Below are 14,188 nucleotides of genomic sequence, written 5' to 3' on the forward strand. Positions count from 1 at the left end.
GCTACGCTTACCGGGGCTACGGGATTGTGCGGTCTGTTCCCCGGTGGCGCTGCGCTTACCGGGGCTACAGAGAATGACAATGTGATTTTCGTAGGCCGGATAAGCGTAGCGCATCCGGCTTTTTTACAGGGAGCAAATAATGAAACGATTAATGATTGCCGCAGGCGCACTACTGATGAGCAGCATTGCCCAGGCGGACGAGTGCGCCAACGCCAGCACCCAGACGGAAATGAATACCTGTACCGCGCAGCAGTATCAGGCCGCAGATAAAACCCTGAACCAGACTTATCAGTCGGCAATCAAACGCGCCGAAGCGCCCCAGCGCGAGCTGCTGAAAAAGGCCCAGCAGGCGTGGATCGCCCTGCGTGATGCCGACTGCGCCTTTATCGGCTCGGGCACCGAAGGCGGCTCCATTCAGCCAATGATTGTGAACCAGTGTCTGGCTGATAAAACCAACGAACGTGAAGCGTATCTGGCCACGCTGATGCAGTGTGAAGAGGGCGACCTGAGCTGCCCTCTGCCACCGGCGAATTAACGCACCCGGATCCCTTCGATGATCATCCGCTCAACGTTTTCCACCGTGCTGTGGAAGAAATCATCATCCTTGAGCGTCTTGCCCGTCACCGCCTCGACCTGAGCGGAAAAGTCGGCGTAGTGCTGGGTGGCGGCCCAGATCATAAAGATCAGATGGTGCGGGTCCACCGGTGCCAGTTTGCCGGTGGCGACCCAGCCGGCAATGATCGCCGACTTCTCATCCACCAGCGATTTCAGATCGCCGCTCAGCGCCGCCTTCAGCAGCGGTGCCCCCTGCAGCATCTCCAGACAGAACAGCCTCGAGGCCTGAGGGTAGTCCCGTGAAACCTCCAGCTTCAGGCGGATATACTGCTGGATCGCCAGCAGCGGGGTGAGCTCCTCGCGAAACGCCTTCAGCGGTGCCAGCCAGATATCCAGAATCTGTTGCAGGACGGCAATGTACAGCGCCTCTTTCGAGGGGAAGTAGTAGAGCAGATTGGTTTTCGACACCCCGGCCAGTTCAGCCACCTGCTCCAGGCGCGTACCGTGAATGCCAAACTGCGAGAAGGTCTCCAGCGCCGCCGAGAGGATCGCCTGTTTTTTCGCGCTCACTGCCTGCGAACGTTTACCGCCTGTTTTCACTGCGCCTTGCGCCATGGGCTCACTCCTTGTTGATATGCCCCCAGCATAGCAAAAACCCCAGGCCTGCTACGACAATCTGCACCGCTACCGCGCACGACTGCCTGCTTTGTGTGCAACTATTTTGACCAGACAGTCCAGTTTTAACGCAAGCAATTCATCAACCATTCGTTAACACCATAATAACATTACCAATTTCAAAACTGGCATCGCCTTTGCAAAACCGACCTCAGACTTTCCCCCATGCTGAGATGAAGAGAGGTTCGTGATGAAAATTGGCGTATTCGTTCCCATTGGCAACAACGGCTGGCTTATCTCTACCCACGCGCCGCAGTACATGCCGACCTTTGAGCTGAACAAGGCCATCGTGCAGAAGGCAGAGCACTATCACTTCGATTTCGCCCTGTCGATGATTAAGCTGCGCGGCTTCGGCGGTAAGACCGAATTCTGGGATCACAACCTGGAGTCCTTCACCCTGATGGCGGGGCTGGCGGCGGTTACCTCGCGCATCCAGATCTACGCTACCGCCGCCACCCTCACCCTGCCTCCGGCCATCGTGGCGCGGATGGCTTCCACCATCGATACCATCTCCGGCGGGCGCTTCGGCGTGAACCTCGTCACCGGCTGGCAGAAGCCGGAGTATGAGCAGATGGGGCTCTGGCCGGGGGATGACTATTTCGCGAAACGCTACGACTACCTCACCGAATACGTGCAGGTCCTGCGCGATCTATGGGGCACCGGCAAGAGCGACTTCAAAGGCGAGTTCTTCACCATGAACGACTGCCGCGTCAGCCCGCAGCCGTCGGTGCCGATGAAGGTGATCTGCGCCGGGCAGAGCGATGCCGGGATGGAGTTCTCGGCGAAATATGCCGATTTCAACTTCTGCTTCGGTAAAGGGATTAACACCCCGGCGGCCTTTGCCCCTACCGCCGCCCGCATGAAGGCGGCGGCTGAAAAGACCGGGCGCGACGTCGGCTCCTACGTGCTGTTTATGGTGATCGCCGACGAAACCGACGAGGCGGCGCGGGCGAAGTGGGAGCACTACAAAGCCGGGGCCGACGACGAAGCCCTGAGCTGGCTCAGCGAGCAGAGCCAGAAGGACACCCGCTCCGGTTCGGACACCAACGTGCGCCAGATGGCCGACCCGACCTCGGCGGTGAATATCAACATGGGCACCCTGGTGGGCTCTTACGCCAGCGTGGCGCGGATGCTCGATGACGTCGCCAGCGTCCCGGGGGCAGAAGGCGTGCTCCTGACCTTTGATGATTTCCTTACCGGCATTGAGACCTTCGGCGAGCGCATCCAGCCGCTGATGCAGTGTCGCGCCCACATTCCGGCCATCACGAAGGAGGTGGCGTAATGACGACCCTGCCCGCACGCCCGGAAGCCATCACCTTTGACCCTCAGCAGAGCGCGCTGATCGTGGTGGATATGCAAAACGCCTACGCCAGCCCCGGCGGCTATCTCGATCTCGCCGGGTTTGACGTCTCCGCCACCCGCCCGGTGATCGAGAATATCCGCACCGCGGTGGCCGCCGCCCGCCGCGCCGGAATGCTGATCGTCTGGTTCCAGAACGGCTGGGACGACCAGTACGTGGAGGCAGGCGGCCCCGGCTCGCCTAACTTCCACAAATCGAACGCCCTGAAAACCATGCGCCAGCGCCCGGAATTGCAGGGCCAGCTGCTGGCGAAAGGCGGCTGGGACTATGAATTGGTGAACGAACTGGTGCCGGAGCCGGGCGACATCGTGCTGCCGAAACCGCGCTACAGCGGCTTCTTTAATACGCCGCTGGACAGCCTGCTGCGCAGCCGCAGCATTCGCCATCTGATCTTCACCGGTATTGCCACCAACGTCTGCGTGGAGTCCACCCTGCGCGACGGCTTCTTTCTCGAATATTTCGGCGTGGTGCTGGAAGATGCCACCCACCAGGCGGGACCGGCGTTTGCCCAGCAGGCCGCGCTGTTCAATATCGAAACCTTTTTTGGCTGGGTCAGCGACGTCGCCACCTTCTGCGACGCCCTCTCCCCCGCCGCGTATGCCCGTATAGCCTGAGGAGCAAGCCAATGCCGAAATCTGTGATTATTCCCCCGGGCACCAGCACCCCGATTGCCCCATTCGTTCCCGGTACCCTGGCGGACGGCGTGGTCTACGTCTCCGGCACCCTGCCGTTCGATGCGCAGAACAACGTGGTCTTCCCCGACGACCCAAAGGCACAAACCCGCCACGTGCTGCAGACCATTCAGCGCGTTATCGAAACGGCGGGTGGGACCATGGAGGACGTGACCTTCAACAGCATCTTTATCACCGACTGGAAAAATTACGCCGCGATTAACGAAATCTACGCCGAGTTTTTCCCCGGCGATAAACCGGCCCGCTTCTGCATTCAGTGCGGGCTGGTCAAACCCGAGGCGCTGGTGGAGATCGCCACCATCGCCCACATCACGCCGTGAGGTTGCCATGAATCTGTCCATTTCACCGCCCCCCTTTGCCGGTGCGCCGGTTGTGGTGCTGATCGCCGGATTAGGGGGCAGCGCCAGCTACTGGCTGCCCCAGCTTGCCGACCTGGAGCAGGGGTATCAGGTGGTGTGCTATGACCAGCGCGGCACCGGCAACAATCCCGGCGAGCTGCCGGAGGATTACACCCTGGCGCAGATGGCCGACGAGCTGTGGCAGGCGCTGGATGCCGCCGGGATCGCGCAGTTCAGCGTGGTGGGCCATGCCCTGGGGGCGCTTGTCGGCCTGCAGCTGGCGGTGGATCACCCCGGCGCACTCAGCGCGCTGGTGTGCGTCAACGGCTGGCTGGCGCTGCATCCCCATACCCGGCGCTGTTTTCAGATCCGCGAGCGGCTGCTGCACGCAGGGGGCGCTCAGGCGTGGGTGGAAGCCCAGCCGCTGTTTCTCTATCCGGCGGACTGGATGGCGGCCCGCCAGCCGCGCATGGAGGCCGAAGAGGCGCTGGCCCTCGCGCATTTCCAGGGCAAAACCACCCTGCTGCGCAGGCTCAGCGCCCTGAAGCGGGCCGATTACAGTCGCCAGACCATGCGCGTCCGCTGCCCGGTGCAGATCATCTGTTCCGCCGACGATCTGCTGGTGCCCGCGGTTTGCTCTTCGCAGCTGCACGCCGCCCTGCCCGACAGCATCTTCACCCGGATGCCCCGGGGCGGCCACGCCTGCAACGTGACCGAGCCGGAGGCCTTTAACGCCCTGCTGCAAAACGGGCTCGCCAGGCTGCTGCACCGCCACGAACGTTTATCGAAGGAGTTGCTATGAGTGAAGCCATCAACCCGACGGCGCAGCACGCGCTGTTTACCGAGGCGCGGACCCATAACGGCTGGCTGGATCGCCCGGTCAGCGACGAGACGCTGCGCGAAATTTACGACCTGATGAAGTGGGGCCCGACCTCGGCCAACTGCTCCCCGGCGCGGATGGTGTTTATCCGCACCCCGGAAGGCAAAGAGAAGCTGCGCCCGGCGCTCTCCAGCGGCAATCTGCAAAAGACCCTCACCGCCCCGGTGACGGCGATTGTGGCCTGGGACAGCGTGTTTTATGAGCGTCTGCCGGAGCTGTTCCCCCACGGGGATGCCCGGAGCTGGTTTACCGCCAGCCCGCAGCTCGCCGAGGAGACCGCGTTTCGCAACAGCACGATGCAGGCGGCCTATCTGATTGTCGCCTGCCGGGCGCTGGGGCTGGATACCGGGCCGATGTCCGGCTTCGATCGGGAGAAAGTAGACGCGGCCTTCTTCACCGGCAGCAGCCTGAAAAGCAATCTGCTGATCAATATCGGCTACGGCGATACCAGCAAACTCTACGGGCGTCTGCCCCGTCTCAGCTTTGAAGACGCCTGCGGGCTGGCATAAGGAGCCACCATGAACATCGATAAACAGACGTTTCGGGATGCGATGGCCTGTCTCGGCGCGGCGGTCAATATCATCACCACCGACGGCCCGGCCGGTCAGGCGGGCTTTACCGCCAGTGCGGTGTGCAGCGTGACCGACTCGCCGCCGACCCTGCTGGTGTGCCTGAACCGCGGCGCGTCGGTATGGCCGGTGTTTAACGACAACCGCACCCTGTGCGTCAACACCCTGAGCGCGGGCCAGGAGGCGCTCTCGAATCTGTTCGGAGGGAAAACCCCGATGGCCGACCGCTTTGCCGCCGCCGAGTGGCAGACGGGGGCCACCGGCTGCCCGCGGCTGGACGACGCGCTGGCCTCGTTCGACTGCCGGATTAGCCAGGTGGTGAGTGTCGGCACTCACGACATTCTGTTTTGCGAGATCGTTGCAATTACCCGCCACCCGGTGCCGCAGGGCCTGGTGTGGTTTGACCGCGGCTACCACGCGCTGATGCGACCCGCCTGTTAACCCTCCTTAAGGAGCAGCTGATGGCACTATTCGGTTTTCCTCACTGGCAGTTGAAATCGACCTCAGAAAGCGGCGTGGTCGCGCCGGATGAACGTCTCCCGCTGGCGCAAACCGCGGTAATGGGCGTGCAGCACGCGGTGGCGATGTTCGGCGCCACGGTGCTGATGCCCATCCTGATGGGACTGGATCCTAACCTGTCGATTCTGATGTCGGGCATCGGCACCCTGCTGTTCTTTTTCATCACCGGGGGACGGGTGCCGAGCTACCTCGGCTCCAGCGCGGCCTTTGTCGGAGTGGTCATTGCCGCCACCGGCTTTAGCGGCCAGGGGGTTAACCCGCAGCTGAGCGTTGCCCTGGGCGGGATCATCGCCTGCGGCGCGATCTATACCGCGATCGGCCTGGTAGTGATGAAGATGGGCACCCGCTGGATCGAACGGCTGATGCCGCCAGTGGTGACCGGCGCGGTGGTGATGGCGATTGGCCTGAACCTGGCCCCTATTGCCGTCAAAGGCGTTTCCGGCTCGGCCTTTGACAGCTGGATGGCGGTGATGACGGTACTGTGCATCGGTCTGGTGGCGGTGTTTACCCGGGGAATGGTTCAGCGGCTGCTGATCCTGGTGGGGCTGATCGTCGCCTGCCTGCTCTACGCCCTGGTGACCAGCCTCTTTGGGCTCGGCAAACCGGTGGATTTTGCCCTTGTGCAGCAGGCGGCGTGGTTTGGCCTGCCGCAGCTGACCTCGCCCACCTTTAACGGCCAGGCGATGATGCTGATTGCCCCGGTGGCGGTGATCCTGGTGGCGGAGAACCTCGGCCACCTGAAGGCGGTGGCCGGAATGACCGGGCGCAACATGGACCCGTATATGGGCCGGGCGTTTGTGGGCGACGGGCTGGCGACCATGCTGTCGGGCTCGGTGGGCGGCAGCGGAGTGACCACCTATGCCGAGAATATCGGCGTGATGGCGGTGACCAAAGTCTACTCGACGCTGGTGTTCGTGGCGGCGGCGGTGATTGCCGTGCTGCTCGGTTTCTCACCGAAGTTTGGCGCGCTGATCCACACCATCCCCGCGCCGGTGATTGGCGGGGCATCGATAGTGGTGTTCGGGTTAATCGCGGTGGCCGGGGCGCGGATCTGGGTGCAGAACCATGTCGATTTGAGCCAGAACGGTAACCTGATTATGGTCGCCGTGACCCTGGTGCTGGGAGCGGGTGATTTTGCCCTTTCGCTGGGCGGCTTTACCCTCGGCGGGATCGGCACGGCCACTTTCGGCGCGATTGCCCTTAACGCCCTGCTCAGCCGCCGGATGGCCGGGGTGACGCAGGGCGAGGCGGTCCCTCAGGACTGATCCAGCGAGGCGCTGTCGGCTTCCGCCAGCGCCTTATTCTTTCTTTTGAGCTTTAGCTCGCTCACCAGCACGCCCGCAATGATAAAGGCGGCGCCCAGCAGGGCCAGCAACGGCAGACGCTCCCCGGCCAGACGGCCAAAGATCCCCGCCCACACCGGCTCGCCGGTATAGATAACCGTAGCTCGCGTCGGAGAGACGCTGCGCTGGGCCCAGTTCATGGTCACCTGAATAATGGCGCTGAAAATCCCAAGCCCGAGCGCCACGATCCACAGCCCGGCCGACATCGGCGGAACGGATTCCCCCGCCGGGATCATGGTCAGAAACGCCACCAGCGAGGCGGTGGCCAGCTGCACAACGGTGACGCGCTTGACATCCACCTTTCCGGCCCAGGCGCTGATGAGGATAATCTCGGCGGCAATCGCCACCGCGCCCACCAGGGTAATGATCTCACCTTTCCCGAGCGCCAGCAGGTTATCTTCCGGCCCGGCCAGCAGGATCAGCCCGATAAAGGCCAGCACGATACCGATGCAGGACATCATCCCCGGCATCCGGCGCAGGCAGAGCCACTGCAGCAGCGGCACCAGCGGAACATACATGGCGGTAATAAAGGCCGATTTACTGCTGGGGATGGTCTGTAGTCCCCAGGTTTGCAGGCTGTAGCCCATCGCAATCGCCACCCCTATCGCCAGCCCTGCCTTCAGCTCGGTCATGGTCAGGCCGCGCAGGGTTTTGAGGGAAATCAGCGCCACCGCCAGCGCCGCCGTTGCAAAGCGCAGGCCGACAAAGAAGAAGGGATCGCTGAGCGTCACGGCGTACTGCACGGCCAGAAAGGTACCGCCCCAGAACATGGTGATAAGGATCAGGATCGCTTCCTGCGGCTTGATGGAGAAGGCATAACGAGAGGAGGACATGGGACACCAGGGTAAAGAGTGAATCCGCTAGTGTGGGAGGAATTTGATAACAGTTCAATAACAGGCACAAAAAAACCGCCGGGTATCCCGGCGGCGGGGGTGCCAGGGGTCATGAGACCCGTACTTCAGACAGCGACAACTTATTTACTCCTGTTACCGCCATGGCTATTTTTACCCCCTTTTTTGCCAGCTTCGGATGCGCGCTGAGGGTCATTCTTGAAGTTACCCCCGCTCTGCTGGCCACCTTTACGTCCTGCTGCTGATGCTCTTTCACGGTCTTCTGCAAAATTACCTGACCCACCACGATGGTTTGCCATGTCGGACCTCCAGTGTTAGAAACATAAGATTTCATTCTGCATTCAGTGAAAGCGGTTTCTTCCACCTGACGACGCTAAAAAAGTGGCTTTATCTGCGCCGCGTGAACCTAAGCTTAGTGGAGCATGGGCATTCAGCCAGCCAATCGTAATATCCTGCAATACGATATCAGCCTTTTGTATGAAGCCCGACGAAACGGAACCATAAACCTTTCTTATCATTCCAGAAATTCACAATAGGGAAAATGTGTCATTTTGCTACGAAGAAAGCCCGGCATTCTTTGTTGTTTAAAATCAAACAAATGGCCTTCAGATTTGCAGTCTCGCTGTCACGTCATATCTTTAAATGAGGACAGCATGCCGCTGGCCAAAAAAATCATGCGAGGAGTGAGGCGAAATGACGAGAATTCTGGTGCTCTACTATTCCATGTACGGACACATCGAAACCATGGCTCACGCAGTGGCGGACGGCGCCAGGAAAGTCGAGGGGGTTGAGGTAGTGATCAAACGCGTGCCGGAAACCATGCCGGCAGACGCTTTTGCCAAAGCAGGCGGCAAAGCGCAGGACGCACCGGAGGCCTCTCCACAGGAGCTGGGCGATTACGACGCGATCATCTTTGGTACCCCGACGCGCTTCGGCAACATGGCCGGACAGATGCGCACCTTCCTCGATCAAACCGGCGGGCTGTGGGTTAAGAACGCGTTACACGGCAAGATTGCTAGCGTGTTCAGCTCAACCGGCACCGGTGGCGGACAGGAGCAGACCATTACCTCCACCTGGACTACCCTTGCCCACCACGGGATGGTCATTGTGCCGATCGGCTATGGCACGCAGGAGCTGTTTGATATTTCACAGGTTCGCGGTGGAACGCCTTACGGCGCGACCACCATTGCCGATGGCGACGGCTCGCGTCAGCCGTCAGAAGCAGAACTGAACATCGCCCGCTACCAGGGTGAATATGTCGCCGGCCTGGCTGCTAAACTGAAAGGTTAACTCTCAACTGGAGGATCACTATGCCAACACAAGAAGCTAAAGCACATCGCGTCGGGGAATTTGCGCGCTTACGTAATACGTCACCGGAGATTGCCGAGGCGATTTTTGAAGTCGCAAAATATGACGAAAAACTGGCAGAGAAAATCTGGGAAGAAGGTAATGATGAGGTGCTGATGTTAGCCTTCGAAAAAACCGACAAAGACTCGCTGTTCTGGGGCGAGCAGACCATCGAACGTAAAAACGTCTGACCGCATGCGGCGCCTGATGGCGCTACGCTTATCAGGCCTACGGGATGAGGTCCTGTAGGTCGGGTAAGCAACGCGCCACCCGACGCTTTGTTTCCTCTCCCTCAAGGGAGAGGAAATCCCCTTACTTCGCCGCCGTATTCAGCACAGCGTTAAACGTCTCCACCGGGCAGAACCCATTCGCATCCACCGGACAGCCATTCAGCTCCAGGGTGACGCGCTGCGCCGGGGCTTCTAACGTCAGCACCTGAGCATTTCGCAGCTGCTCCGTGCTCTGGTAAACATACTCAATTTTCATCAGGTCGCGGTTGCCGCTCTTGTCGTGCCAGCGCTGGAAGACGATCTTGCCGCCGATTGGCGTACGCTCGTACTGGCCGTGCAGCTGATAGGGTTTAAAATCGAGGGCCTTCAGCAGAGAGGCAATGTTGGAGTCATGCCCGACCAGCACGGTGATTTTCGGCGCTTTCGCCTGGTCGGTGACCAGCGCGTTGTCGATGTATTTCACCAGCGGTTTCGCCACGTTACGCGCCACCTCTGCGGAGGTGAAGAGCGAATCCTGATAGCCATTTTTCAGCTGAGAGAGCACCCGCCACTGCTGGTCGGTTTTGATCTCGCCCCAGGCCACCTGATCCATCGGGAAGCCCTCGTAATACTGCAACGTGAAGGCGTCCACCAGCGAGTTCCCTACCTTCAGCGGACCGGAGACGCCGGGCTCTTTCTGGTATTCGGCGCTGTAGGTGTCTTTCGCCTCCGTCAGGGAGCAGACCTGTTTCTCTTTGCAGGACGGCGACTGGTCGTAGTCGGTCATCTGCTCCAGCAGCTTGTAGCTCTCATCAAGCTGCATCCCGGCGCGCTCTTTGTTCATCGCCTGCAGCGCTTTTTCGCGGAATTCCGGGGAGTTGTCGGTGATCACCGGATTGAAGGTTGGGTCCATGGTGCCCATCTGTTCCTGATGGTGCACCGGCACATCGCAGCCCGGGAAGGCGCCGGTAATGAAGAATTGCGCGGTCGCCACCGTGCGCTGGAGGCTGTTGGCATAGGCATAGACGCTGTTCGCCGCCGGACACTCCCCGGCGGTCACCAGGCCCTGCTCAGCCAGCCACTCGCGCATGTAGTGGCCCATATAGACCTCCAGCACGCCCCCTTTGGTGGTGAGCTGCCCGCCGGGCACATCCCACTCCGGCCATTTTTCCGGGGTCGACTGTTCAAGCACGCTGCCGTTGTTAGCCAGCGGCGCACGCAGGTTATGGCGGCTCATGATCAGAACCTGTTGCAGCTGATACCCTTCCGGCGCGGTTTGCGCCTGAACGCCACAAGACAATCCGATGCTGCCCGCCACGGCGACAGCGAGTAGTGCTTTTCTCATCCCTAATTCCTCACGTGTTTATTGTTGTTAACAGTGTGACAGATTTGTGACGAATTACCTGGAGCCTGCCCGCAAAGTGACGGCTTGCTTTGTACGTTGGGGCGGATTGGTTTTATAATTAAACTTACCGCTGATAAGGAGACACCGTGAAACGTACCCGTCTGGAAGAGAGTCCCTGCCCTGTTGCCCGCTCGCTGGATATTATCGGCGACTGGTGGTCCCTGCTGATCGTGCGTGATGCCCTGAGCGGCGTTACGCGTTTTGGTGAGTTTCAGAAAAGCCTCGGCATTGCGAAGAACATGCTGGCAACCCGGTTGAAGTTGCTGGTGGACGAAGGCATCCTGGTGCTGCAACCCGCTTCCGACGGCAGCGCCTGGCAGGAGTATGTGCTGACCGAAAAAGGCCGCGATCTGCAAACCGTGCTGCTGGCGCTCTCGCAATGGGGGAACGCGCACCTGTTCGCCGAGGGCGATACGGGAACGGTGCTGGTGGACGCGCGGGATCGTCAGCCCCTGCGCAGGTTAACAATGATCGCAAGCGATGGACGAGAACTGGGGCCGGACGAGGTGGTGGCGAAATATCCGGCGCTGGAGGAGTCCTCTAACTCAGCAGATTAGATATTTCGAAAATCACCTGCATAAAGCACGACAACGCTCAGACTACTGTCTGATATATCACTGCCGGACAAAGGTTAAAAATGAAAAAATAACGCCAGAATATACACCTGTTGACTTATCAACCTGGGCAAGGAAAGAGCATTTTGAGGTATTCCAGTCCTTTGCTGAATGCTCAATTAATCAGACGGTTCTGGTGGACATTACCGCGCTGCTAAAACATATCAAAGAGGTTGGCTGGAAGTTTTACCCGACGATTATTTCCCTCCTCGCTAAAATTGTGAACAGGCATGCGGAGTTTCGTATGGCCATGAAAAACAATGAGCTTGTCATCTGGAATGAAGTGCATCCCAGCTATACCATTTTCCATAATGAAACGGAGACCTTTTCATCATTATGGAGTCAATATGATGGCAATCTTCAGCACTTCCAGAACACTTATTCAGAAGACGTCGCCCGCTATGGTAATAACCTTGCTTATTGGCCTAAGGGAGAATCACCGGAGAATATATTTTTTGTATCGTCGATTCCCTGGGTAACCTTTACCAACTTCAATATGAACATTGCGAAAATGCAGAACTTTTTCTCGCCGATGTTCACCTTTGGGAAATATTACAACCAGGATGGGAAAGTATTATTGCCTCTCGCTATTCAGATCCACCATTCGGTGTGCGACGGTTTTCATGCGGCAAGACTGTTTAATGAGTTGCAGGAGATGTGTGATGACTTACGGCACCAGTGAGCGTCACGCAATGCGTGATGCGCTTTAGGTCTTCAAGATCTTTATACGGGGAGTGAGCGGGAAAGATGGCTATTATATGCTTTACTGCCCCGCTTTCTAGTGCAACGAACCCAGCGCACATACTCGTTTTATTGACCAGCTTGTTGCTGCTGTGGCGCAGGCTTAGACCAGGCGTCAGAATATTTAATTACGCCGTCCAGATAATACCACTCAATGCTGTTATAACATAAACTAACAGTTTCAATCATATTGTGGCTATTGGTGCCCGGAATATACGTATGATTGGCATTTACCGACATGATGACCACACCTTCCATAGTGACCCGATAGATTTCCCGCTCGATACCCGCAGCGTTAATTTCATAATATTTGATTTCAGCTTTTTGCAGTCGCCGCCCCTCACAAATACAGATAGCGAGATAAGGAGATAGTTTATTCACTTGTTTATGGATGATGTATGGCGCATGCTGTCTGGTACCTGTCATTCTCCCGGTGTGCGTGTCAACCGGTTGGCTAACACCATAGCTGCTACTCATCACTTCAACCGCGCCTTCACGGCCCAGAGCAAGGCTTCCGCCGTTTAATAACATCCCATTTTCATCGTAAAGAAACAGGTAGGCAGGTAATGACATGGTTAGTTTTCCCAGTTTAGAATTTGGAGATTTCGTTGCCATTTAACATATTAACTGCATCGTTCATCACCACGGAACAGCACTCAAATAAGGACAGTCGACTCCCGACCATAAATATATGACATGGCCAGTATTATCCTTAATAAAAACATTATAATATTTTTCATTATCCACTATATAATTTGCCCGGTAGATCACCCCATTTTCTAAAGGAAGCATAAAACAACTGTCTGGATAGGAAAGATGTTTTGAACGTCCACTCAGTAGAGATGAGTAGACTTTACCAATTGCCGAAAACTCATAATGACTGAGTACTTGCTTTTTATTAACGCTGAAACAGACCCGATTTCCGTCAATAAACATCCCCCCTCTTCTTATATGCTGTGAATCTTTACTCACGCATCCGGACAGTAACGCAATCAGAGTAAGCAACATGATTTTTCTCATCCTTGATAACTCCCTCAATCCTTTTCTGCATGCGCAGATGTTATTTCTGAAGCCTTACCCGGGAAAGGGCAAACTGCGTTCCAGCCTAAATCAATGACCTGACCGTGGTTATCAATAATGAAAGTGTAATAGTACATTTTTTGGTTGACCGTATAGCGTGTCCCGTAGACTACAGCCTTTTCTAAATTGACATGAAAACATGTGTCAGGATAGGTCAATTGCGCGGAATAATTTCTAAGTAACTTATCAATTACATCGTGGTTGGGTGATAAGCTATAACTTTCTAAAACATCATTTTTATCAAGAGTAAAGCAGACGCGGTTACCCTCAATGTGAATTGCTTTTCTTTCTCCATATTGTGCTCCTTCTTTACCTTTACCTGGACATCCTGTAAGCAGAACGACTAAAGAAGTTATTAATAGTTTTTTCATCCTGGGAAACTCCCTAGCACCCTCTCATATTTTCGCATTAACACCAGAAAAGGTTCAGAGGGATCATAATCCTTGTAATCATGTAGGCGTTCACTGCCTTCGAACCCATAATGTTTCAACAACCAGTAATCGCTCACAATAGACGCCTGCTGTTCCAGACCGTAATCAAGCAGGTTTGCTTTATCCAGGCTGTAGGTGTAATCCGCCATCCATGAAAATGCACCGCGCATCCGTACCCACATGCCACGCTGATGCTGCCAGACATGCATCATTTCATGCAGAAAAAGATGTTGGGCGAACGGCGTGTCCTCTTTGCCCGGAATAGAAAAATCATCCTGATATGTGCCGGTTCGGAACCACATCTCACCATCAGGAGCCATAGCCCGGTTAGGATCCTGCAGATTAAAAGGAAGATAACTTTCACGATGGATCCAGACTTTATGATAATGAATGCTGTAACCATAAAGGGTACTGGCTAAGTTTATTTCACCAAGCCTTAACCGCCTTAACCCGCCTTCTTCAGTCTCTGCCCATTCAACAGAATTTGGATAATACATATCGTTATTCCCGGAGTGGTATTTGACGAAAAGCGTATCTCATTCACTCACGTACTTCCGGAGCAAAACATACATTAAATTA

Annotated in this window: 20 protein-coding genes; 12 read left to right on the plus strand and 8 right to left on the minus strand. The window is 56.9% G+C overall.

The window, feature by feature from the left end:
* The first annotated feature begins 139 nt into the window (after positions 1–139).
* The gene (locus K5I40_RS08685) at positions 140–535 is read left to right on the plus strand and encodes a lysozyme inhibitor LprI family protein (protein ID WP_223074317.1); all 396 of its coding nucleotides are present in this window, start codon (positions 140–142) and stop codon (positions 533–535) included.
* Here K5I40_RS08685 and rutR read toward each other — a convergent pair.
* Positions 532–1,170: an HTH-type transcriptional regulator RutR gene (rutR, locus tag K5I40_RS08690; protein ID WP_039032305.1), complete on the minus strand. Its 639-nt coding sequence runs from the start codon at positions 1,168–1,170 to the stop codon at positions 532–534. The genes K5I40_RS08685 and rutR overlap by 4 nt on opposite strands.
* Before the next feature lie 250 nt (positions 1,171–1,420).
* On the opposite strand from rutR, the gene rutA reads away from it, so the two are divergent.
* The 7 genes from rutA to rutG are packed head-to-tail and all read left to right on the plus strand — an operon-like array spanning position 1,421 to position 6,853.
* Positions 1,421–2,512: a pyrimidine utilization protein A gene (gene rutA / locus K5I40_RS08695; protein ID WP_223074318.1), complete on the plus strand. Its 1,092-nt coding sequence runs from the start codon at positions 1,421–1,423 to the stop codon at positions 2,510–2,512.
* Complete coding sequence (gene rutB, locus K5I40_RS08700) at positions 2,512–3,204, plus strand: pyrimidine utilization protein B (RefSeq protein WP_223074319.1); 693 nt, start codon at positions 2,512–2,514, stop codon at positions 3,202–3,204. Before rutA ends, rutB begins: the two co-directional genes overlap by 1 nt.
* Positions 3,205–3,215: 11 nt before the next feature.
* Positions 3,216–3,602, plus strand: coding sequence for a pyrimidine utilization protein C (gene rutC, locus K5I40_RS08705; protein WP_139564733.1), 387 nt, complete (start codon positions 3,216–3,218; stop codon positions 3,600–3,602).
* Between the two features lie 7 nt (positions 3,603–3,609).
* Positions 3,610–4,422, plus strand: coding sequence for a pyrimidine utilization protein D (rutD, locus tag K5I40_RS08710; RefSeq protein ID WP_223074320.1), 813 nt, complete (start codon positions 3,610–3,612; stop codon positions 4,420–4,422).
* Entirely contained in the window at positions 4,419–5,009 is a 591-nt protein-coding gene (locus K5I40_RS08715; RefSeq protein ID WP_039032300.1) for a malonic semialdehyde reductase, read from the plus strand. The genes rutD and K5I40_RS08715 overlap by 4 nt, the downstream gene beginning before the upstream one ends.
* Before the next feature lie 9 nt (positions 5,010–5,018).
* Positions 5,019–5,510: an NADH-dependent FMN reductase RutF gene (rutF, locus tag K5I40_RS08720; RefSeq protein ID WP_223074321.1), complete on the plus strand. Its 492-nt coding sequence runs from the start codon at positions 5,019–5,021 to the stop codon at positions 5,508–5,510.
* Between the two features lie 20 nt (positions 5,511–5,530).
* Positions 5,531–6,853 (plus strand): pyrimidine utilization transport protein G, encoded by a 1,323-nt coding sequence (gene rutG / locus K5I40_RS08725; RefSeq protein WP_223074322.1) that lies wholly within the window; start codon positions 5,531–5,533, stop codon positions 6,851–6,853.
* Here the strand turns inward: rutG and K5I40_RS08730 are convergent.
* Together K5I40_RS08730 and K5I40_RS08735 are read right to left on the minus strand one after the other, a co-directional pair.
* A complete protein-coding gene (locus K5I40_RS08730; RefSeq protein ID WP_039032297.1) occupies positions 6,844–7,764 on the minus strand; it encodes a DMT family transporter in 921 nt (306 codons plus the stop codon). The two genes, rutG and K5I40_RS08730, sit on opposite strands and share 10 nt — an antisense overlap.
* 140 nt (positions 7,765–7,904) lie before the next feature.
* Positions 7,905–8,081: a general stress protein gene (locus K5I40_RS08735; RefSeq protein ID WP_072036748.1), complete on the minus strand. Its 177-nt coding sequence runs from the start codon at positions 8,079–8,081 to the stop codon at positions 7,905–7,907.
* A 394-nt stretch (positions 8,082–8,475) separates the two neighbouring features.
* On the opposite strand from K5I40_RS08735, the gene wrbA reads away from it, so the two are divergent.
* The gene (gene wrbA, locus K5I40_RS08740) at positions 8,476–9,072 is read left to right on the plus strand and encodes an NAD(P)H:quinone oxidoreductase (protein ID WP_223074323.1); all 597 of its coding nucleotides are present in this window, start codon (positions 8,476–8,478) and stop codon (positions 9,070–9,072) included.
* A gap of 20 nt (positions 9,073–9,092) precedes the next feature.
* Positions 9,093–9,320, plus strand: a complete 228-nt coding sequence (locus K5I40_RS08745) for a YccJ family protein (RefSeq protein WP_039032294.1) — start codon at positions 9,093–9,095, stop codon at positions 9,318–9,320.
* 121 nt (positions 9,321–9,441) lie between these two features.
* On the opposite strand, the gene agp is transcribed toward K5I40_RS08745, so the two are convergent.
* Positions 9,442–10,683, minus strand: coding sequence for a bifunctional glucose-1-phosphatase/inositol phosphatase (gene agp / locus K5I40_RS08750; RefSeq protein WP_223074324.1), 1,242 nt, complete (start codon positions 10,681–10,683; stop codon positions 9,442–9,444).
* A 146-nt stretch (positions 10,684–10,829) separates the two neighbouring features.
* Between agp and K5I40_RS08755 the strand changes: the two genes are divergently transcribed.
* Both K5I40_RS08755 and catA read left to right on the plus strand, forming a co-directional pair.
* Complete coding sequence (locus K5I40_RS08755) at positions 10,830–11,300, plus strand: helix-turn-helix domain-containing protein (RefSeq protein WP_223074325.1); 471 nt, start codon at positions 10,830–10,832, stop codon at positions 11,298–11,300.
* Between the two features lie 52 nt (positions 11,301–11,352).
* A complete protein-coding gene (gene catA / locus K5I40_RS08760) occupies positions 11,353–12,039 on the plus strand; it encodes a type A chloramphenicol O-acetyltransferase (RefSeq protein WP_405023065.1) in 687 nt (228 codons plus the stop codon).
* A gap of 128 nt (positions 12,040–12,167) precedes the next feature.
* On the opposite strand, the gene K5I40_RS08765 is transcribed toward catA, so the two are convergent.
* From K5I40_RS08765 to K5I40_RS08780, 4 genes are all read right to left on the minus strand, one after another.
* The gene (locus K5I40_RS08765) at positions 12,168–12,671 is read right to left on the minus strand and encodes a type VI secretion system tube protein TssD (RefSeq protein WP_223074326.1); all 504 of its coding nucleotides are present in this window, start codon (positions 12,669–12,671) and stop codon (positions 12,168–12,170) included.
* Between the two features lie 66 nt (positions 12,672–12,737).
* Positions 12,738–13,106, minus strand: coding sequence for a putative T6SS immunity periplasmic lipoprotein (locus K5I40_RS08770; RefSeq protein WP_223074327.1), 369 nt, complete (start codon positions 13,104–13,106; stop codon positions 12,738–12,740).
* 26 nt (positions 13,107–13,132) lie between these two features.
* A complete protein-coding gene (locus K5I40_RS08775) occupies positions 13,133–13,549 on the minus strand; it encodes a putative T6SS immunity periplasmic lipoprotein (protein ID WP_197057151.1) in 417 nt (138 codons plus the stop codon).
* The gene (locus K5I40_RS08780; RefSeq protein ID WP_039032289.1) at positions 13,546–14,106 is read right to left on the minus strand and encodes a hypothetical protein; all 561 of its coding nucleotides are present in this window, start codon (positions 14,104–14,106) and stop codon (positions 13,546–13,548) included. Before K5I40_RS08780 ends, K5I40_RS08775 begins: the two co-directional genes overlap by 4 nt.
* Positions 14,107–14,188: the final 82 nt, after the last annotated feature.

Source organism: Leclercia sp. LTM14 (genome assembly GCF_023736175.1).
Classification (GTDB): Bacteria; Pseudomonadota; Gammaproteobacteria; order Enterobacterales; family Enterobacteriaceae; genus Enterobacter; species Enterobacter barmai.